Source organism: Roseateles sp. YR242, assembly GCF_900109745.1.
Taxonomy (GTDB): Bacteria; Pseudomonadota; Gammaproteobacteria; order Burkholderiales; family Burkholderiaceae_C; genus Roseateles.
Map to the genome: position 1 here is coordinate 57,305 of NZ_FOAV01000016.1, position 19,261 is coordinate 76,565.

Sequence of the window (19,261 nt, forward strand, 5' to 3'; positions counted from 1 at the left end):
CACCAGGACCGTGCGTGTCCCGCGCACTGTACGGTCCGGCCTGATCAGGCCACCTCGTCCCCGTCATCCATCAAGGGCGCCAGCAGGCGTTCGATGTCCGCGGGACTGAATTTCTCCAGCGCCTCCCCACTGTCGCGGCCCAACAGGCCGTCGGCCAGTGCCCGTTTGCGTGCCTGGAGTTCCAGCATCCGTTCCTCGATGCTGCCCTCGATCACCAGTTGATGGACAAACACCGGCCGGGTCTGGCCCAGCCGGTGCGCCCGGGCCATGGCCTGGGCATCCACCGCCGGGTTCCACCAGGGATCCACCTGGATGACGGTGTCCGCCGCCGTCAGCGTCAACCCCACCCCGCCCGCCTTCAGGCTGACCAGCATCACCGGCACCTCCCCGCCCTGGAAGCGCTGCACCAGGTCGCCCCGCTGGTGGGCCGGGGTGTCGCCGGTCAGGCTCAGCCAGGGGATGCCGGCGGCTGTCAGCACGTCGCGAGCCAGGGCCAGCATGCCCGTGAACTGGGAGAACACCAGCAGGCGCCGGCCCTCGGCCACCATCGCCGGGATGTGGGTGCCCAGCCATTCCAGCTTGGCCGCTTCCATGCCTTGGGGCACGGCAATGCCCGGCACCAGGCGCGGGTCGCAGCAGACCTGGCGCAGCTTGAGCATGGCGTCCAGCACCGAGATCAACCCGTCGCCAAACATCTGCTGTTGCGCCAGCACCCGGCGCACCAGATGGTCCGCGCCGATGCGCACGCTTTCATAGAGCTGCCGCTGGCGCCCCTGCAGGGCGATGCGTTGGGTGACCACCGTCAGCGGCGGCAGTTCCGGCGCCACATCTTCCTTGAGCCGGCGCAGGATGAAGGGGCGCACCAGTTGCGCCAGCAGGCGCGCGCGCTCGGCGCTGCCGTTGTACTCGATGGGCTTGCGCCAGTGACGGGTGAAGTGCCGGCTGTCGCCGAGGTAGCCCGGCAGCAGGAAGTCGAACTGCGTCCACAACTCGCCCAGATGGTTCTCCAGCGGCGTACCGGTGAGCACCAGTCGCTGGTCGGCGGGCAGGCGCCTCAATGCGCGCGCGGCGCGTGAGCGGGGATTCTTGACCGCCTGTGCCTCATCCACCAGCAGCACGCTGAAGCGGTGGCGAGACAAGGCCCTCAGCTCCCGCCAGGCGAGGCCGTAGCTGCACAGCAGCACGTCGGTCGAGCCGAGCCCGGCCAGCACGTCCGTACGCTGGGCAGGGTCCGAGAAGCTGGCCACCCGCAGGCCTGGCGCCACCCGGGCCGCCTCCTGCGCCCAGTTGAAGATCAGCGAGGTGGGCGCGACCACCAGGGCGGGGCGGGTCAACCGGCCGGCCTGCTTCTGTACCCACAGGTGGGCCAGGGCCTGCGCGGTCTTGCCCAGGCCCATGTCGTCGGCCAGGATGCCGCCCAGGTCGTTTGCAGCCAGATATTGCAGCCAGGCCAGGCCCTGCAGCTGATAGGGCCGCAGCGTGATGCCCAGGCCCTCGGGCGCGGCCACCGGCGCGGGTGGGCCGGCGGTACGCAGGCGTGTCCATAGCGCACGCAGGGCTTCGGCACCGTGTAGCTGCCAGCGGCTGTCTTCGCCATCCAGCAGGGAAAGCCGCGCGGCCTCCCAGGCGCTCAGGGCCAGGGGCGTACGGCGCGAGCGCTGCGCCACCAACACCTCCAGCAAGGTCAGCATCAGGCGCTTGAGCGGCGCGGCGGTGCTGTGCAGGCGTTTGCCGCCGGGCGCGCGCAGGCTGAGGATGGCGTCGTCGTCGATGTGGCTGATGGCCTCTGCCGACAGCCAGCGTTTGTCCCGGCGCAGCAGGTCCCAGATCATGGGCGCGAGGTCCACCCGCTGGCCCTGCACCAGCACGCCCAGGCTGAGCAGCCAGGAGCCCTTGCGGCGGGACAGGCCCAGGGTGGGGATGCGGTCGGCGCTCCCATCGGCTTCAACCGCCTCCAGCTCCCAGCCGTCGATGGCCTGGCTGTAATGCGCGAAGCCTGGCGCCAGCTCGACCTCCCAACCGGCCTCGCGCAGGCGGGGAATGTCTTCGGCTGCGAAATCGGCAAAGAGGTCTTCCCGCTCCAGCGTCCAGCTGGGGGTCAGGGCGAGTCCGAAGCCGATGTCCCGCCACTGCAACATGTCCACCTCCACCGGGTGCAGCGGCAGGTTGGCCCATTGAAGGCGGTGGTTCGTGTCCTCCGGGGCCTGGACCAGGCGGATCAGGGTGACCCGATCCCCCCGTGGGCCGAGCTTGCCGTGGGGGCGCATGCCGAGCAGGCCGTCGCCGCGGGAGAGGGTGCGCAGAATGAGATGGGGGCGGGTGCCGGGCATAACCCGCCATTGTCGGCGGTGTCCGTCAGCCCTTCCTGGCTTTGGGCTCGCCAGTGCGGCGATAGTCCGCCGGAACCTTCATCAGCGCGCCATCAGGCTCGCCGCGCCGGATGTCCTGGAGCTGGTAGTTCTGGTCGCCACTGCGCGGGTCCTTCTTCACGGAGCTGACGGTCAGCTGCAGCTCCGGCGAGGTCCAGATCTCGGCGGTGATGACGATGGGTTTCTCGTTGCCGATCTTGCCGGGCTCGATCGTGCTGGTCAGGCGTTGCCCCGTCACCTTCAACCCACCCAGCTCCCGAGCGGGCAAGGTCTCGACCTGGGCCTTGCCAGTCACCGCCGTGAAGCGCTCGGCGCTGAAGCCGACGGCGGCCGGGATGGGCGGGATGGGGCTGTCAATGCCGTCCGGCGTGCCGATCTGGATGACGCGGACCTCCTGCCGGTCCACCGATGGGGCGATCACCACGGCTCGGGGCGGCGGCGGAGGCGGCACCGGCTTCGCTGCGGGGGCGGGCGCCGCCTTGGGGTCCGGACGGGGCTCGGGTTGCGGCGCCGCCTGAGGATCCGGTCGCGGGTTGGCGCCTTCACGCCAGGCCTGGGCATGTTCCCGGGCCCACTCACGCATCCGCGCGGCATAGTCGCGCATGCGCTCGGCATAGTCCTTCTGGCGCTCGGCGTAGTCGCGTTGCCGTTCGGCCTCCTCCCGGCGCGCGTTGTCTTCCACACGGCCGCCCAGGAAACGCGCGGTCTTGCGCTCCGGGTCCAGCAACCAGTTCTCGCCGCTCACCGGGTCGCGCAGGTAGACCAGGCGTCGGCCCTGCCGGTCCACTTCCTGGCGGGTACGGCCTTCACCGTCCCGGCACAACTGGCTGCTCTGCTTGTGCACGATGCGATTGCCGTCGGCCAGCGGCTGAACGGTCTCATGCAACGCCTGGGCGCAGTACGGCGCACCCTTGACCACGCGCTCGCGCTTCATCAGCACGGTGGCAAATCCCGTGTCGATGTCGATGCGGGCCTGTTCCGCGGCGAGGGCGGCACGCTCGGCCAGATCTTCCGGCGGCCTGGGCGGTGGTGGCATCGGGGCTGGTGGCGCGGCCGGCGCCACGGGGGCGGGCGGTGGCGTGGGTGTCTCGGCGGCATCTTCCTGCGCATGCGCGGTGAGCGGGCCGAGGGTGAGCCCGAACGTCAAGGCCACCGCCGCGAGGACGGACGTGCGGCGGTGGAGGTGGCGGAGCCGCCCGCTGCGGCCCATGCGCGTGTCGCTGGCCGCGCCGGAGGGGGTGTCAGTGTTGAGGCAGGCATTCATGTCGTTCTCCTCGATCAAGGCAGGACTCGCATCGCCAGCACGTCGCCGGATGCGTGGATCAGCAGTTCGGTGTGCACGGGCTCGGCCGCGGCACCGGGGTCATAGGGGAGGCCCAGCAGGGCCAGGCGTTCACGCGGTACGTCGGTGGGTACCAGCCAGGCGGTATTGGTGCCGCCGGATTGGTAGGCCGCCCAACGTTCCGCACTGACCAGCACGATGAAATCGCTGCCCCGTGCCACCACGGCACCGCTCTCGCCGGGCGGCGCGAGGCTGAGCAAGCCCACACAGGCCATCAGCGCGGCGGCACACAGGCCGGGGCCGGCCAGCCACCAGCGCCAGCGTGGCCGGCGGGTGGCGGCCTGCCGGGACGCGAAGCTGGCGCGCATGGCGTCCAGGGTGGCCATCTGCTGCGCCTGGGTGGGGTGGCGCTCTTGCAGCTCACGGGCACCAGACCACAACCAGTCGGCCAGGCGGATGAATCGGGGGGCGTCGTCGGATGTCATGGCAGGGTCGGGCTCGAAGAAGGGGCCGGGATGGCGGCCGGACGGCCGGCAGGTGCTGCAGTGCTGCCCTGCAGCAAGGCCAGCAGGCGTGCGCGGCCGCGATGCAGACGGGTGCGCAAGGTGTTGAGTTCAATGCCGGCGATGGCGGCGGCTTCCACATAGCTGCGCTCCTGCAGGTCCACCAGCACCACCGCTTCGCGAAAGCTCCACGGCAGCTGTTGGAGCGCCTCCCAAAGCCGGGCATGGTCCTGGGCCTGGACGAGTTGCTCTTCCGGTGAATGCGCCAGGTCCTCGGGCTCGGGCATGGCGTCATCCGAGACGGGTCGGTCGCGCCAACGGGCCAGCAGGTGGTGACGCGCCATGCCCGCCAGGTAAGCCCCCAGGGGTGCCCGTCCTGGGTCCCAACCCTCGGGCCGGCCGGCAAATTTCACAAAGGCGTCCTGCATGGCGTCTGCCGCCCAGTCGGGCTGTCCGCACAGGGCCAGGGCATAGCGATAGACCGGGCCGGATTCGCTCCGGTAAAGCGGCTCCAGCGCGGCCGCGTCGCCCTGGCGCAGGCGGCGCACCAGACCCTCGATGCTCGCCTGGGCGGTGGTGATGGCGGCCGCATCGTCCCCGCCTACGCGGGCACGTCCGGCCATGCGGGTCCAGAAGCTCACTGGAGGTCCCTCCGCCGGGTCGGAAGGCGCGTCGCTCGCGGGCTAGCCTTGGCTGCCAGCGGCACGTCATCGCGGCGCCGGGCGCGGGGCATGGCAGTTCGACGGAAGGTGGGCGGTCGCAGCATGACCGTATTGCGCCTGCCAGCACAAAAGTTCCCACTAGGGGAACCTCTGCCTTAACCCCCGCAGCCGCCGCGGCCCCGCTTCTGGTGGAGCGCCGAGTCGCGGCAGGTGCTCACCATGGCGCCCGCAGGCGCTGTGGATCGAGGGCCATCCTGGCTTGCTGGAGACGTGCTGCGCAGGCGGTGCCGCTGCGGGGCATCCTTCATTTCAGGGGTATGACACCCTGTTGTAACGCCGTTCGATCATCGCCCACGAGCCAGAAGCGTGCAAAGTGCGATGTTCGCAAAACGTTTTCGACGGGGCTTCTAATGGCAAGTGAGCGCAGGCTTACAGTTCCAACTTGGTGCATTCCCCAAGTGAAAACCCCAAGTGCGTGCATGGATTCACCGTCCTACGATCCAACCCACTCGACGCGACTGCTGTGCGAATGGTGGTTGCCTACGGGGGCTGAGGAGACAAACAGATCAGACCAACACCAACGAAATGCGGTGACACTGTCACAATTCGCGGGCACCTGACGACAGGTGCCCGCTTTGTTTTTGTGGCCCCGACTTTTCCTGGTTTGCGGCCCGCTCCTGCGAGTCGCTGCTCATGATCGAACTCTTCACCGTGGCCGTGGCCTCGCTGCTGGCCGGCTTTGTGGACGCCGTCGTCGGCGGTGGTGGCCTGGTGCTGGTGCCGGCCCTCTTCAGCACCTTCCCCAACGCCGCGCCGGCCACCCTGTTCGGTACCAACAAGGGCGCCTCGGTCTGGGGCACCGCCTGGGCCACGCATCAATACGCCAAGCGGGTCTCCCTGCCCTGGCTTGCCCTCATGCCTGCGGCCATCGCCGCCCTGGCCGGCAGTTTCTGTGGCGCCTGGGCGGTGACGCAGGTGGACCCGTCCGGCCTGCGCAAGGCGCTGCCGGTGATTTTGCTGGCGGTGCTGCTGTACACACTGGCCAAGAAGGACCTGGGCCGCCGCCACGCCCCGCGCCACACGGTGGGCGTGCAGACCGCCATTGCGGCCGTGATCGGCGTGGTGATCGGGTTCTACGACGGCTTCTTCGGCCCGGGTACGGGCAGTTTCTTCGTCTTCCTGTTCGTGCGCCTGCTGGGCTTCGACTTCCTGCACGCCTCCGCCACCGCCAAATTGCTCAACACCGCGACCAATGCGGCTGCCCTGGTACTGTTTGCCAGCAAGGGTCATGTCTGGTGGCACATTGCCGCCGTGATGGCCGTGGCCAACGTCGCTGGCAGCCTGGTCGGCACCCGCATGGCCCTGGCCCGCGGCGCCGGTTTTGTACGCGGCATGTTTGTTGCCGTGGTTGCCCTGCTCATTCTCAAAACGGGCTACGACGCGTTCTTGCGTTGAACTCCTCCCGGGTCTCTCCGCCAAAGGCGGGATGACGGGATAGCCCACAGTCGCTATACCATTGGACAAACAACCGCCGCTCACCATGCCCGTCGATCCACAACTGCGTTCGTTGGACATTGAAATCCCCACTCAGCCGGAGGTGCTGGTCAAGCTCTCGCTGCTGATGGCGGATGAAGACATTGACCTGCAAGCCGTCTCTTCCCTCGTCGAAACCGACATGGCCCTGGCCGCCGCCGTGATGAAGGCGGTCAATTCCTCGCTGTACGGCCTGCGGGGCCGGGTGCAGACCGTGCATCAGGCGCTGACCTATCTGGGCATGCGCGAGGTGGCCGCCATCACCTTTGAAATGGGCTTGCGCGCGGCCTTCCCGCCAGCGGCGGAGCTGGAGCCTGTCTGGAGCCGTGCTGCCAAGCGCGGCCTGCTCATGGGCCGCATGGGCCAGATGCTGGGGGTAGACCCCTGGGCATCCCACTCGGCCGGCCTTTTCGAGGAATGCGGCAAGGCGGTGCTGTACCGCCATGCCCCGGGCCACTATCCGGCCATGTTGCGTGCCGCCGGCAGCGATGTGGAGTTGGTGCAGCTCGAACACACGGCCTTCGGTGTCAGCCATGACGCCCTGGGTTCGGCCCTGTGCGAGAGCTGGGGCCTGGCGCCCGCAGCCGTCAGCAGTGTGCGCTTCCACGTCCAGGTGCAGGACGAACTGCGCATGCCCGAGGCCATGCAACGCCGCGGCGTGGGGGCCATCTCGCTGGTGGCCTGGACCTTGATGAACGATCCGTCCAAGCTGGACGAAACCGTGATGCTCATTGCGCCGCAGGCGCAGCTGGACGAAACCCTGATGCTGCGCGCTGCACGGCGGGTCGAAGAGCAACTTCAGCAGGCGGAATCTCAGGGGCGATGAGTGCCGGCCAGGGGCCTCAAGACGCCAGGCAGATGCGGTCGCGCCCGGTGTGCTTGGCGAGGTAGAGCGCCTCATCGGCCGCCTGCATCAATGCCTGTGTGCTGAGGTAGGGGCGGCCCGGCTGATAGGCCGCCAACCCGATGCTGACGGTCACCAGATCGTCGCGGGCGCTGCGGCCGCGTGACGCCGGCAGTGCACCGTGCGGCATGGCCACAGCCCGCCAGGCATCCCGCACGGACTCCATGCGGTCCTGCGCAGTCCGGAGGTCCAGCCCCGGCATCAGCACGACGAATTCCTCGCCACCGAGGCGGGCCACCATGTCCGTGTCACGCTGGAACTGTTCCGCCAGGAAATGCGCCAGCCGCTTGAGCAGCTCATCGCCCGAGGCGCGCCCGTGACGGTCGTTGTAGGGCTTGAGGTCGTCCACGTCGATGACGGCCAGGGCCAGGCGCCCCTGGTCCCGCTGCACCCGCTTGAACTCGCGCCGCAGTTCCAGCTCCAGCTCCCGCCGGTTGGCCACGCCGGTCAGCGGGTCATTGCGCTCCAGCGCGGCCAGCTCGCGGCGCTTGGCCTCCAGCGAGCGCTCCACCTGCTCCAGGCGCTGATGCTGCCGGGCGATCTCATCACGCAGTTGCCGGCCCCGTGTCTGCTCCCGCTGCAGCTCACCGCCCAGGGTGGTGTGCACGTGCGCAAAGGCGCGTTCCAGTTGCAGCACCTCGTGGGGCCCGTGTTCATCGGGCTCCAGCCAGGAGAGCGATTGCGGCGGCATGGTGGGGTCGAACCGGCGCACCTCTTCACTGAGCCTGCGCAACTGTTGCAGCAGCCACCGGTCCAGCAGCACGGCGGCCACCAGCCCCAGCGCCACCACCACCAGCAGATGCGTCACCGTGCTGCGCAGCAGGGGGTCGTGCCGCAGCGTCTGCATGACTGACGCCGCCTGGGCCTGGACCCGCAGCGCACCGCCGGCGCCACCCAGCGCGAACTCCATGCTCGGCCCCGGATCGCTGTCTTCATCGCTCAGGGCACGGAGCTGCTCGCCGGACTGCATCTTCAACTCGATGCTGCGCAAGCCATGCTGGCGCACGATGCGCTGCAGCAGCGCTTGAGTCGCCTCTCGCGGCTGGCCCTGGCTGTGCAGCAGGGCGACGGTATACAGCGGCGCAATGACGCCCAACTCCTGGTCCAGTTGCTGCGCGCGTCGACGTGTCTCCTGCCGCAGGTCCCAGCCGCTGGACAGGGCCGCCAGCAGCAGCCCCAGCACGAACAACGCCAACAGCGTGCGTGCGCCGACCGAGATGCGAATCGCCTTTGGGGTCATGGGGAGGTGCCGCAACGATCTTGAAACATTGTGCATTTCCATGCCCCTTGGCTTCCCCGGGGAAACGCGCAGGCTCGGGCCCCCTGATGAGGGCCGTGGTCACCCGGAGGTACCGGCATCATGGCGCTCCGCCAGGCGCAGAGCCCCATGCTGCGGGCGGTCGCTGCCGTGGCACCACCGCCGTTCGACGGCCAGCAAGGTGTGGACAGATTGAGGGGACAACACCCGGCACGCCGCGGCGATGACGGGGAGGACCTCGTGCTTTTGGGAAGCGACGCCAACGCCCCGCAGCGGTGCGATGTTCAGCGCACAACGCAAAAAGGGCATCCACTCCAGCCCAGCGCCTTATCGAACGACCGTCCTAAAATCTGCCCCGTCCCGGCTCTCGCCGGGGCAGCGTTCTCAGGGCGGGGTGCAATTCCCCACCGGCGGTATCCGGAACGCGGCGACGTGAGCACGTGGCTGCGCTGTCCGGGAGCCCGCGAGCGCCCTGTAGGGATGGCCGAAAGCCCGCCCCGCAGGGGTCAGCAGACCTGGTGAGAGGCCAGGGCCGACGGTCACAGTCCGGATGAAAGAGATCGCGTTCATCGTCGGCCCACCGGCTGCGCATGCCTGCATGCGTGGCGGAGCCGCGCTGTGCGTGCGCGCCCTGATTCATTGTTCAACCTGAAGAAGGTCCTCATGAATCAGCCTGTTTCCCGCTCCGTATCCTCCCAGCAGCAAGCCGCTGCGCCGCAGTCCCCGCAGTCTCCGCATGCCGCCGGCGCCTCTGGGTCCCCCCCGCGTACGTTTGGCAGCGGCCACCCGCCTCGCATCGCCATCGTGTCCGCCAGCTGGCATGCCGACCTGGTCGGCCAATGCCGCGACGCTGCGGTGAAGGGCCTCGAAGCGGCCGGCCCCTGTCACATCACCCACATCCATGTGCCTGGCGCCTTCGAGACTCCGTTGCATGCCCTGAAGCTGGCGCGCAGTGGCCAGTTTGATGCGGTGCTCGCCTGCGCCCTGGTGGTGGACGGCGGCATCTACCGCCATGACTTCGTGGCGCAGGCCGTGATCGACGGGCTGATGCGTGCGCAGATGGACACGGGCGTGCCGGTGTTCTCCGCCGTGCTCACCCCGTTGGCCTTCCATGAGCATGCGGTGCATCATCAGTTCTTCCATGAGCATCTGGTGCACAAGGGCACGGAGCTGGCCGCCGCGTGCGTGGCCACGCTCACCAGCCTGCGGCAGATCGAGGCGCTGTCCTCATGAGCGCCTGATCGACCCCGGGACGCCCGCCAACTGCAACCGGGTGCTGAAGCGCCTTGCCTGGCCGGTGACCGGATCGTCGAAGCGCAGGGTCCGCGCCAGCAACTGCAGCGGATGGGAGAAGTCCGGGGTGTCCTCCGCCGCTTGCAGCACCGGGTAGATCCGGTCGCCCATCAGCGGCAGGCCCAAGGCGCACATCTGCGCACGAAGCTGATGTTTGGCGCCGGTGGCGGGTTGGAGCTCATAACGCGCCCACCCGCCATCGAGCCGTTCCAGCACGCTCACCCGCGTGAAGGCATTGGGCTCGCCCGGCACGGTCTGCATCTGCATGAAGTCCACCGGGTGCTCTTCCAGCCGCGTGGCCAGGTCCACCGGGAAGGCTTGGGTGTCGGACCAGGGCGCTATCGCCTCATAGACCTTGTCCACCTCGCGATCCCGGAACAGCCGCTGATAGGCGTCCCGGCTGTCCGCGCGCACGGAGAACAGCACCAGTCCAGCCGTCTCGCGGTCCAGTCGGTGCAGGGGGCTGAGGTCTGCGATGCCCGTGAGCCGACGCAGCCGTGTCAGCAGGGTCTGCTGCACATAACGGCCCTTGGGCGTCACCGGCAGGAAGTGCGGCTTGTCCGCCACCAGCAGGTGCTCGTCCTGATGAACGATGCCGACCTCGCCGGGGACCTGCGGCTCGTCCGCCAGCCAGCGCCAGTAATACAGCCGCCGCCCGCGGCAGGGTGCAAAAGGGGCGTCGATCGGCAGCGGCTCGCCGCGCTCATCCAGCACGTCGCCCCGGGCCATTCGCTCGGCCCAGTCCTGTCGCGCCACCAGGGGCAGCCGCTCGGCGAGGAAGTCCAGCACCAGCGCCCATGGCCCGGGCGGGCACGACAAGGCGGACGCGGCCACGCCATCGCGCAGCGGCAGTGCCAGCTTGGTGGGGCGGGCCATGAGGCTCAGTCGACCTGGGCCGGGCCGCGACCGCGCTCGTCCAGATAACGCAGCAGGCGCTGGTGATCCTCGGCGTCCAGCGGGAGCTTGCGCCGCCAGGCGCGGATCCAGGCATCGCGTTGTGGGTCCACCGCCATCTGCCGCAGGGCCTTGTCGATTGCCAGGATCGCCACCCGGCCCTCGGGCGTGCGGCTGCAGCCCGCCGTGGCCAGCGTGGTGCTGCGCCCCTCGGCCACCGGCAGCTTCGCCAGGCCCGGTGCCTCGGGGTGCTGAGCCATATAGTCATCCACCGTGGCGGGATATTCCAGCGTGTAGTCCATGCGCCTCGCCTTCAGCATGGGCAGCAGGTTGGTGCTGCGGCCGGCCACGATGGTGCGGGGCGCGCGTTCGGGGTGGGTGGCGAGCAGCTTGTCGATGCGGGGGCCGTAGCTGCGATTGCGGGGCAGCAGGCCGACCAGGTCCGAGCGCTGCAGCAGGTCCGACAGCTGCAGCACCTGTCCGTCCTTCACGAACTTCCCCATGTCTTCCAGCCGCACCACCACATGGATCTGCCGCGAGACCTGCGGCGGGTAGAGCGAGGTGAAGTACAGCCACTGCAGCCGTTCAGGCGTGCGCACATGCAGCACGCTGCACAGCGTCTCGCCCTGCCGGGCCAGGGCTTCGAACCGTGGCAGGCTCACCTCCAGGAACTCATGCCGGAACTGCGGCATGCGGTCCACCAGCAGGTGGAGGAAGCCGTCCACTTCGCCCTCCCCCAGGTCCTGCGGGCGTTGCGGGGCGCGACCGTCCTTGAAGGTGAAATGCGGGGGCAGGTCCGCGACCACCCAGTGGATGGTCGAGGTGGGCCATGCAGGTGCTGCCGCCGCGCTTGCGGCGCCCGCGCCCGTGGATTGCGAAGGCGGATGCGCGGGCATCTGGGGCGAAGCGGGATGTGCCTGCGCAGGGCCACACAGCGCCAACAGCGTCATCATCGCCATCGCTGCCGCCCACACCGGCGGCACCAGGTCCGGGCGCCGGTGCAGCATCAAGGTTCAGCCAGCCAGGTTCAGTCGCCTTCGACCCATTCCACCCGGGCGCCGAGGCGGGTGATGTTCTCGGCGAACTGGGGATGGGCGCGGCGCACGGGCGCGGCGTTGTGGATGACCGACTTGCCGGGGATGCTGGCCGCCACCATCAGCAGGGCAATGGCCACGCGGATGATGTAGGGGCTTTCCACCTCGGCCGGCGTCAGCGGCTTGCCGCCGAAGGTGACCATGCGGTGCGGGTCCGAGAGGAAAGCGTGGGCGCCGAACTTGGAGAGTTCGGTGGTCCAGCCCATGGCCCCGTCATAGACCTTGTTCCAGAACATCACGCTGCCTTCGGCCTTCACGCCCAGGGCCACGAAGATCGGCAGCAGGTCCACCGGCAGGTAAGGCCAGGGCGCCGCTTCCACCTTCTGCAGGATGTTGCGGGTGAAGGGCTCCTTGACCTTGAGCGAGCCGTTCACCACCGTGCGCGACCAGCCCTCTTCATGCACGACCTGCACGCCGAACTTGGCGAAGGTGCGGTCGATCAGCGGGAACTGCTCCGGGTGGGAATTCTTGACCCGCACGTCGCCGCCGGTGATGGCGCCCAGCGCCAGGAAGGTGACGATCTCGTGGAAGTCCTCGGCGAAGGTGAATTCGCCGCCTCCCAGGGACGACACGCCATGGATGGTCAGGCGCGAGGTGCCCAGGCCTTCCAGTTTCGCACCCAGCATCTGCATGAACTGGCAGAACTCCTGCACATGCGGCTCGCTGGCGGCATTCATCAGCGTGGAGGTGCCGTCCGCCAGCGCGGCGCACAGCACGAAGTTTTCGGTGGTGGTGACCGAGGCGTAGTCGGTCCAGTGGTCGTTGTGGCGCAGCTTGCCTTGCACCTTCAGCAGCAGGCCGTCGGCGGCGCGGTCCACCGAGGCGCCGAAGCGCTCGAACACCTCCACATGCGGATCGATCTCGCGGGCCCCCAGGGTGCAGCCCTTCACGTCATCCTCGATGCGGGCGGCGCCAAAACGCGCCATCAGCCCCGGCACCAGCATGATGGAGCTGCGCATTTCTTCGGGCAGGTGGTCCTTGGCGGGGTCGAAGTGCGTGTCCTGGTGGTGCAGGTCCAGCACGCCGGTGCTGAAATCCACCGAGACGGCGCTGCCGAGCTGGCGGAAGACCTCCAGGATCTTCTTGACGTCGGTGATCTCGGGCACGCCGTGCAGCCGGATGGGTTCCCGCGTCAGCAGCGTTGCGCACAGGATGGGCAACACGGCGTTCTTGTTGGCCGAGGGAACGATGCGGCCCTTCAGGGGGGAGCCGCCGTGGACGATGAGGTTGGACATGGGCCGCGCGAACCAGTTGGAGCAATCAGGCTGCGATTATCGACGCAGCATCGAAGACCGGCCATGCCCTGCGGGCATCTGGTCACGTTCTTTCACGAACTGGCGCCCGGATCCAGCCGTCGCGCCCGTGCCAGGCGCCAGGCTTCGGCCGGGTCGTCGCCGTAGACCTGCTCGGCGGTGGTGGCCGTCTCGCGCCGATGAGTGTCGATGGCGATGCGCTTGTCGAAGACAAAACACTCGCCCAGCCAGTCGGCCTCCGCATCGGGCATCTGGGCGAAGTAGTTGACGATGCCGCCCTCCAGCTGGCGCACGGCCAGGCCCTGGTCGCTCATCCAGCCGGACAGCTTCTCGCAGCGGATGCCTCCGGTGCAGTACATGGCCACCGTCTTGCCCGCCTGCTTCCAGACCTCGGCGTGGGCCTGCACGTAGGCGGGGAAATCGCGGAAGTGCCGCACCTCGGGGTCAACCGCGCCGGCGAAGTGGCCGAGCTGGAACTCGAAGTGGTTGCGGTTGTCCAGCACCACCACGTCGTCACGGCGGATCAGCTCGCGCCAGTCCTGCGGGGAGACGTGGGTGTCCGGCCGGTCTTCCAGGCCGGACACGCCGGGCAGGCCAAAGGCCACCAGCTCCGGCTTTTCATGCACCTTCAGCAGTGTGAAGGGGCGCGTGATGCAGAAGCTGCGCTTGAACTGCAGGTCGGCCAGGGCGGGGTGTTCCTGCAGCGCGGCTTCGTAGGCGGCCAGCGCCGGCGTCGGCCCGCCGATGGCACCGGAGATGCCTTCGGGCGCCAGCAGGATGTTGCCGCCCACCTGGCGGCCCAGGCGTTCATAGGTCTGCCGCAGGTGCTGCGCCAGGCTGGGCGTGTCGTCCAGGGCGACGAACTTGTAGAACGAGCTGTGCTGATGCTCCACCAAGTCCGGCGCGGGCGTGTCGGCCGAATGCGCCGAATGCGCCGAATGCCCCGGACCAGCGGATGCGGCGGCGGAAGGCGCGGCGGCGGCGCTGGTGGGAGCGCCGTCGGGCGCGTCGATGGCAGAGGAGGCGGGCATGGAAATCAGGACGTCGCGGGAACGGAACGGCAGGGAGGGTGGCTGCGAATGCAGATGCGGGTGCGGATGTCGTTGCGGATGCGGCTGGCTGGGGGCCGGTGGCTACATGTACAGCGCCGAATCCAGGGCCTCGGCCCGCAGCGCCTGGTCCCGCGGCCACAGGGCCAGGCCACCCGCCAGGGTGTAGGCGGCTTCATGCCCGAGGCGCCGCAAGGCCAGCGCGGCCTGTGCGCTGCGGTTGCCGCTGCGGCAGAAGAAGATCAGCGGCACATCCGCCGGCAGCTGCAGCCATTCGGGCAGGGCGTCCACCAGGCGCGAGAGCGGCGTGGCATGGAGGTGGTGGCCCGGGCCGAGTTCGGGCAGGTCGGGCATCAGGCTCAGCCGCTGCTCATAGGGCTCGCGGACGTCGATCAGCCGCGCTTTTGGCGACTGCTGCAGCAAGTCGCGCAGGGCGTCCAGGTCCACTTCGATGGCAGCGCCGGCCAGGGCCGCATCGGGCGGCTCCACCCGGGCGCCGCAGGCCATGGTCTTGAACTCGGTCAGCGGGAAGTGGCGCTCCAGCCCGGCCTTGGCGGCCGCAAAGGCGGTGGCGTCCAGCGTGCCGCGCAGGGCGTGGGCCAGCAGCGGCTGGCGGGCGGCTTCGGCGCTGAAGGTGGTGGCAAAGCGCTGGTCGTAGTCGTGGGCGGGGGCCAGCACCAGGTGGGGCCCCACGGTTTCGGCCAGGTGGCGCAGGGAGTCGCGGAAGGCCAGGGGCGCGCTCTGCGAGAAATCGCTGCGGCCCAGCGCGCCGGGCATGACGGTGTCGCCAACGAATGCCACGCTGGTCTCGCCATGGGTGCTCAGCAGATAGGCGGTCGAATCTTCAGTGTGGCCGGGGGTGGCCAGGCGGCGCAGGCGGCGCTCGCCCAGCGTCAAAGCTTCCTGGCCTGCGGGCCAGCCCAGCGGATCAATGGGGCCGGCCGGGGCCAGATGGCCCACGGCGTCCCTCAGCGCGGCAGCGGAGGAGGCGTGGTCACCATGGCTGTGGGTGTCCAGCACGGCCACCAGCTGATAGTCCTGACATCGCACCCATTGGGCCAGCCGGTCGGTCAGTTCAGGCAGGGGGTCGATGACCACGCAGCGGCGGCTGGCCGCGTCGGCGATCAGCCAGCAGCAGGCGCCGTCCACCATGAAGCGGGTGATGCCGTCGGCGGGCTGGGGGTGGTTGCCGTCGGGGCTGAGGCAGTGGTCGCGCAGGGCTTCGCCGCAGGCGCGGATGCGGGCGCAGGCCTCACGGATGAAGGTCTCGTCCACGGCGGGGCCGAAGGACAGCCGCACGGCGGATTCCGTCTGGGCCGCTGGCAGGCCCATGGCCTCCAGCACGTGGCTGGGTTGGGCCTTGGCGGCGCTGCAGGCGGAGCCTCCGCTGATGCGGATGTCCGCCGCGTCAAAGAGGTCCAGGAGCAGCTTGGAGCTGAGGCCGGGCACCGAGAAATTCAGCGTGGTGGGCAGGGTGGTGGCCTGCGGGGCGTTGAAGCGCAGTTCCGGGAAGGCATCGCGCAGCGCGGCGGTCAGCCGGTCTCGGAAGGCCTGCAGGGTGGCCAGGTCCCGAAAGCTGCCGCCCTCCTCCAGCGCGGCCAGCACGGCGCCCAGTGCGGCGATGCCGGACATGTTCTCGGTGCCGGAGCGCAGGGCGCTTTCCTGGCCGCCACCGGCCATCAGCGGTGTGAACGGGGCGCCGGCCCGCACGTACAGCAGGCCGATGCCTTTGGGGGCGTAGAGCTTGTGACCGGAGAACGGTGCGTAGTCCACACCCCAGGCTTCCAGCCGCAGGGGCAGTTTGCCCAGGGCCTGGACGCCGTCCACCAGCCAGAACGGGCGCTGCGGGCAGGCGGCCAGCACGGCGGCGATGCCATCCAGGTCGGAGATCACGCCGGTTTCATTGTTGGCGGCCATGGTGCAGACCAGCCCGGCCTGCGGCGCGTACTGGCGCAGCCATGCCAGATCGTGGCGGCCGTCCGACCCGACCGGGATGGCCTTCACCTCCAGGCCGAGGCCCAGCAGTTGATTCCAGTGGCGCAGCGCTTCTGGCACGGCCTTGTGTTCTGTGGCGCCGTAAAGCAGCCAGCGCACGGGTGGACGGGTTTCCAGCGGCGAGGGGTTGGCCGGCTGCAACGCGGTGCCGGTCGCTTCGGCAAGGGCGCCAGGAAGCGCGAGGGCATCGGCCCCCGCCGCGCGCAGGGCACTCAGCGCGGACAGCACGGCGGTCTGAATGCCTTCAGTGGCACCGCTGAGGAACAGCAGCTGGCCTGTCTCTACCCCCAGGACACGCCGGGCCCGGGCGCGTACGGCGTCCATCAGCGCACGGGCTTTCAGGCCGGTGCTGTGGATGCTGCTGGGGTTGCCGAAATCCTGGTCCATCACGGCCAGCGCGGCGGCGCGGGCCTGTGCCAGCACGGGCGTGGTGGCGTTGGCGTCGAGATAGATTTCCATGGCGTGGCCGGGCTAGAGGGGGCGTTGTGGTGGCGATGGTCCCTGCGCCGGGCACAGCTGTACCAAGTCAGGTCACCAGCCGTGATGGTACCGGCTGACCCCTGCCACCGCCTACGCCCTGGGCGCCCGCCGGACATACCCTCCCCGCCCACCCATATGCTCCCACCAAATATGCCCACCCCCTCCCCTTGGCGGCCGCAAGGCCCGCCCCTTCTCGCAACAGCCCGGGTCAGCGTCTCCCGACCGACCGACCGACGGACGGCCTCCCTTGGCGGCCGCAAGGCCCGCCCCCTCCAGCCACATCCTTGGTCAGGGTCCCCCTGACCAACGGATGGCGCCCCTCGGGGGCAGGAGCGAAGCGACTGGGGGGCACCATACAATCTGGTGTTATTGCTTTTCAGAAAAACAATCGTGTCAGACCGCCTTGCCGTTCTCCCGCAGTACCTGATGCCCAAGCTGTTGCTGACCCGCATGGCTGGCCGGCTGGCAGGCGCGGAACTGGGCGGCTTCACCACCTGGACCATCCAGCGCTTCATCAGGAAGTACGGGGTGAACATGGCCGAGGCGGCGGAATCCGACCCGACCGTCTATCCGACCTTCAATGAATTCTTCACCCGGGCGCTCAAGCCGGGCGCCCGCCCGCTGGCGGATGCGCCGCTGATCTGCCCCGTGGATGGCGCCATCAGCCAGTTCGGGCCGGTGCACGCCGAGCAGATCCTGCAGGCCAAGGGGCACCACTATTCGGTGACCTCGCTGGTGGGCGGCGACCAGCAACTGGCAGCCCGCTTCCGGGACGGCCATTTCGCCACCATCTACCTCAGCCCGCGTGATTACCACCGCATCCACATGCCCTGCGCAGGCCGGCTGGTGCGCATGATCCATGTGCCGGGCGACCTGTTCTCGGTGAACCCGACCACCGCCCGGGGGGTCCCTGGCCTGTTCGCCCGCAATGAGCGGGTGGTCTGCCTGTTCGAGGGTCCGCAGGGGCCCTGGATCATGGTGCTGGTGGGCGCCACCATCGTGGGGTCCATGGCCACCGTCTGGCACGGCGTGGTCAACCCCCCCCGCCCCGGTCGCATCCGCACCTGGCATTACGAGGAAGAGCGTTTCAGCTACGCGCAAGGCGACGAAATGGGCCGCTTCCTTCTCGGCTCCACCGTTGTGATGCTCTTCCCCAAGGAACAGCCCATGGCCTTCAACCCGAGCTGGGTCCCCGGCGGCGCGGTCCGTCTTGGCGACGTCATGGCCACCTGATCAGCGAGAATGGGGGTCTTTCCCAGCGTTCCGACCGAAGGCCCCCATGTCCCTGCGTGTCCTGACCGGCATCACCACCACCGGCACCCTGCATCTCGGCAACTATGTCGGCGCCGTGCGCCGCGCCATTGCGGCCAGCCGTGAGCCCGGTGCCGAGAGCTTCTTCTTCATGGCGGACTACCACGCGCTGATCAAGTGCGACGAGCCCGACCGCATCGAAGCCTCCCGCCTGCAGATCGCCGCCACCTGGCTGGCCGCCGGCCTGGACACCAGCCGCGTCGTGTTCTACCGCCAGAGCGACATCCCCGAGATCCCCGAACTGACCTGGCTGCTGACCTGCGTGACCTCCAAAGGCCAGATGAACCGGGCCCATGCCTACAAGGCCTCGGTGGATGCCAACGTGGCTGCGGGTGAAGATCCGGACGCCGGCATCACCATGGGCCTGTACAGCTATCCCATCCTGATGGCGGCGGACATCCTGCTGTTCAACGCCCATCGTGTGCCCGTGGGCAAGGACCAGGCGCAGCACATCGAGATGGCACGGGACGTGGCCCAGCGGTTCAACCACACCTTCGGCAAGGGGCAGGAATTCTTTGTCCTGCCCGAAGCCAGCATCGACCAGGAGATGGAGCTGCTGCCGGGGCTGGACGGCCGCAAGATGTCCAAGAGCTATGACAACGTCATTCCGCTCTTCGAAGGCGGTGCCAAGGCGCTGCGCGAGGCCATCGCCCGCATCGTCACCGACTCGCGCCTGCCCGGCGAGCCCAAGGAGACCGAGGGCTCCCACCTGGTGCAGATCTACGACGCCTTCGCCACACCGGCGCAGCGCAAGGCCTTCCGCGAAGCGCTGCACGCCGGCCTCGCGTGGGGCGAGGCCAAGCAGCAGCTGTTCGACGTGATCGATGCCGAGATCGGCCCGATGCGCGCCCGCTACGACGAACTGATGGCGCACCCCGAGCGCATCGAGCAGATCCTGATGGAAGGCGCGGCCAAGGCCCGTACCCTCGCCGGCCCGCTGCTGCAGCGCTGCCGCGAGGCCGTGGGCTTGCGCCGCTTCCAGATGCTGGCTGCGCCGGTGGTCACGGCCGCCAAGGCCAAGACGCAGGTGCCGGGCTTCAAGCAATACCGCGAGGCAGACGGCCAGTTCTACTTCAAGCTGCTGGCCGCCGACGGCACGCTGCTGCTGCAGAGCCAGGGTCTGGCTTCGGGCAAGGACGCCGGGCAGTGGGTCTCGCGCCTCAAGCGTGAAGGCCAGGGGGCGCTCGCCGAGGCCCCCGTGGTACGCGAGGCGGACGAAGCCACGCTGACCGCGGCGCTGGATGCGCTGGTCACCGCAGAGCAGGAAGCGGCCGCCCAGAAGGGCTGAGTGCGGCGAGCGCAGCGGTTCATCGAGAACTCGATCACGGTCGATCGTCCTGCCTGTGTCCGCGCGAGGGCGGCCCGTCGTAGTCTCCTGAAT

15 protein-coding genes and 1 riboswitch are annotated in these 19,261 nt (G+C 69.0%); of the genes, 5 read left to right on the top strand and 10 right to left on the bottom strand.

The features are described from left to right. Positions 1-44 precede the first annotated feature (44 nt). The 4 genes from BMY53_RS22210 to BMY53_RS22225 are packed head-to-tail and all read right to left on the bottom strand — an operon-like array spanning position 45 to position 4,795. Positions 45-2,330, bottom strand: a complete 2,286-nt coding sequence (locus BMY53_RS22210; RefSeq protein ID WP_092948796.1) for a DEAD/DEAH box helicase — start codon at positions 2,328-2,330, stop codon at positions 45-47. Positions 2,331-2,355: 25 nt separating this feature from the next. Continuing rightward, positions 2,356-3,633, bottom strand: coding sequence for a hypothetical protein (locus BMY53_RS22215; RefSeq protein WP_143074185.1), 1,278 nt, complete (start codon positions 3,631-3,633; stop codon positions 2,356-2,358). A gap of 14 nt (positions 3,634-3,647) precedes the next feature. Next, positions 3,648-4,136, bottom strand: a complete 489-nt coding sequence (locus tag BMY53_RS22220) for a hypothetical protein (RefSeq protein ID WP_092948800.1) — start codon at positions 4,134-4,136, stop codon at positions 3,648-3,650. Beyond that, complete coding sequence (locus tag BMY53_RS22225) at positions 4,133-4,795, bottom strand: RNA polymerase sigma factor (protein ID WP_092948802.1); 663 nt, start codon at positions 4,793-4,795, stop codon at positions 4,133-4,135. Before BMY53_RS22225 ends, BMY53_RS22220 begins: the two co-directional genes overlap by 4 nt. 714 nt (positions 4,796-5,509) lie before the next feature. Here BMY53_RS22225 and BMY53_RS22230 point away from each other — a divergent pair. Beyond that, positions 5,510-6,271 (top strand): TSUP family transporter, encoded by a 762-nt coding sequence (locus BMY53_RS22230; RefSeq protein ID WP_404947904.1) that lies wholly within the window; start codon positions 5,510-5,512, stop codon positions 6,269-6,271. An 85-nt stretch (positions 6,272-6,356) separates the two neighbouring features. After that, positions 6,357-7,175, top strand: coding sequence for an HDOD domain-containing protein (locus tag BMY53_RS22235; RefSeq protein WP_092948885.1), 819 nt, complete (start codon positions 6,357-6,359; stop codon positions 7,173-7,175). A gap of 16 nt (positions 7,176-7,191) precedes the next feature. Here BMY53_RS22235 and BMY53_RS22240 read toward each other — a convergent pair whose 3' ends face one another. Continuing rightward, positions 7,192-8,493: a GGDEF domain-containing protein gene (locus tag BMY53_RS22240; RefSeq protein WP_177200998.1), complete on the bottom strand. Its 1,302-nt coding sequence runs from the start codon at positions 8,491-8,493 to the stop codon at positions 7,192-7,194. Between the two features lie 394 nt (positions 8,494-8,887). Next, positions 8,888-9,077, top strand: a riboswitch (FMN riboswitch). A 97-nt stretch (positions 9,078-9,174) separates the two neighbouring features. Between BMY53_RS22240 and BMY53_RS22245 the strand changes: the two genes are divergently transcribed. Beyond that, positions 9,175-9,744, top strand: coding sequence for a 6,7-dimethyl-8-ribityllumazine synthase (locus BMY53_RS22245; protein WP_092948887.1), 570 nt, complete (start codon positions 9,175-9,177; stop codon positions 9,742-9,744). Here BMY53_RS22245 and BMY53_RS22250 read toward each other — a convergent pair. The 5 genes from BMY53_RS22250 to BMY53_RS22270 all read right to left on the bottom strand — a co-directional run bounded on the left by BMY53_RS22250 (position 9,739) and on the right by BMY53_RS22270 (position 16,548). Continuing rightward, positions 9,739-10,680, bottom strand: coding sequence for a pseudouridine synthase (locus tag BMY53_RS22250; protein ID WP_092948806.1), 942 nt, complete (start codon positions 10,678-10,680; stop codon positions 9,739-9,741). The two genes, BMY53_RS22245 and BMY53_RS22250, sit on opposite strands and share 6 nt — an antisense overlap. Before the next feature lie 5 nt (positions 10,681-10,685). Further along, on the bottom strand, positions 10,686-11,705 hold the full coding sequence (locus tag BMY53_RS22255) for a TIGR02285 family protein (protein WP_092948808.1): 1,020 nt from the start codon (positions 11,703-11,705) through the stop codon (positions 10,686-10,688). Positions 11,706-11,725: 20 nt separating this feature from the next. After that, positions 11,726-13,027 (bottom strand): UDP-N-acetylglucosamine 1-carboxyvinyltransferase, encoded by a 1,302-nt coding sequence (locus BMY53_RS22260; protein ID WP_092948810.1) that lies wholly within the window; start codon positions 13,025-13,027, stop codon positions 11,726-11,728. A gap of 92 nt (positions 13,028-13,119) precedes the next feature. Beyond that, complete coding sequence (locus BMY53_RS22265; RefSeq protein ID WP_143074186.1) at positions 13,120-14,076, bottom strand: oxygen-dependent tRNA uridine(34) hydroxylase TrhO; 957 nt, start codon at positions 14,074-14,076, stop codon at positions 13,120-13,122. A 102-nt stretch (positions 14,077-14,178) separates the two neighbouring features. Then, the gene (locus BMY53_RS22270; RefSeq protein ID WP_092948812.1) at positions 14,179-16,548 is read right to left on the bottom strand and encodes an aminotransferase class V-fold PLP-dependent enzyme; all 2,370 of its coding nucleotides are present in this window, start codon (positions 16,546-16,548) and stop codon (positions 14,179-14,181) included. 411 nt (positions 16,549-16,959) lie between these two features. Here BMY53_RS22270 and asd point away from each other — a divergent pair, with 411 nt between their 5' ends. Together asd and BMY53_RS22280 are read left to right on the top strand one after the other, a co-directional pair. After that, positions 16,960-17,802, top strand: a complete 843-nt coding sequence (asd, locus tag BMY53_RS22275; protein WP_092948814.1) for an archaetidylserine decarboxylase — start codon at positions 16,960-16,962, stop codon at positions 17,800-17,802. Positions 17,803-17,848: 46 nt separating this feature from the next. Continuing rightward, positions 17,849-19,168: a tryptophan--tRNA ligase gene (locus BMY53_RS22280; RefSeq protein ID WP_092948816.1), complete on the top strand. Its 1,320-nt coding sequence runs from the start codon at positions 17,849-17,851 to the stop codon at positions 19,166-19,168. Positions 19,169-19,261: the final 93 nt, after the last annotated feature.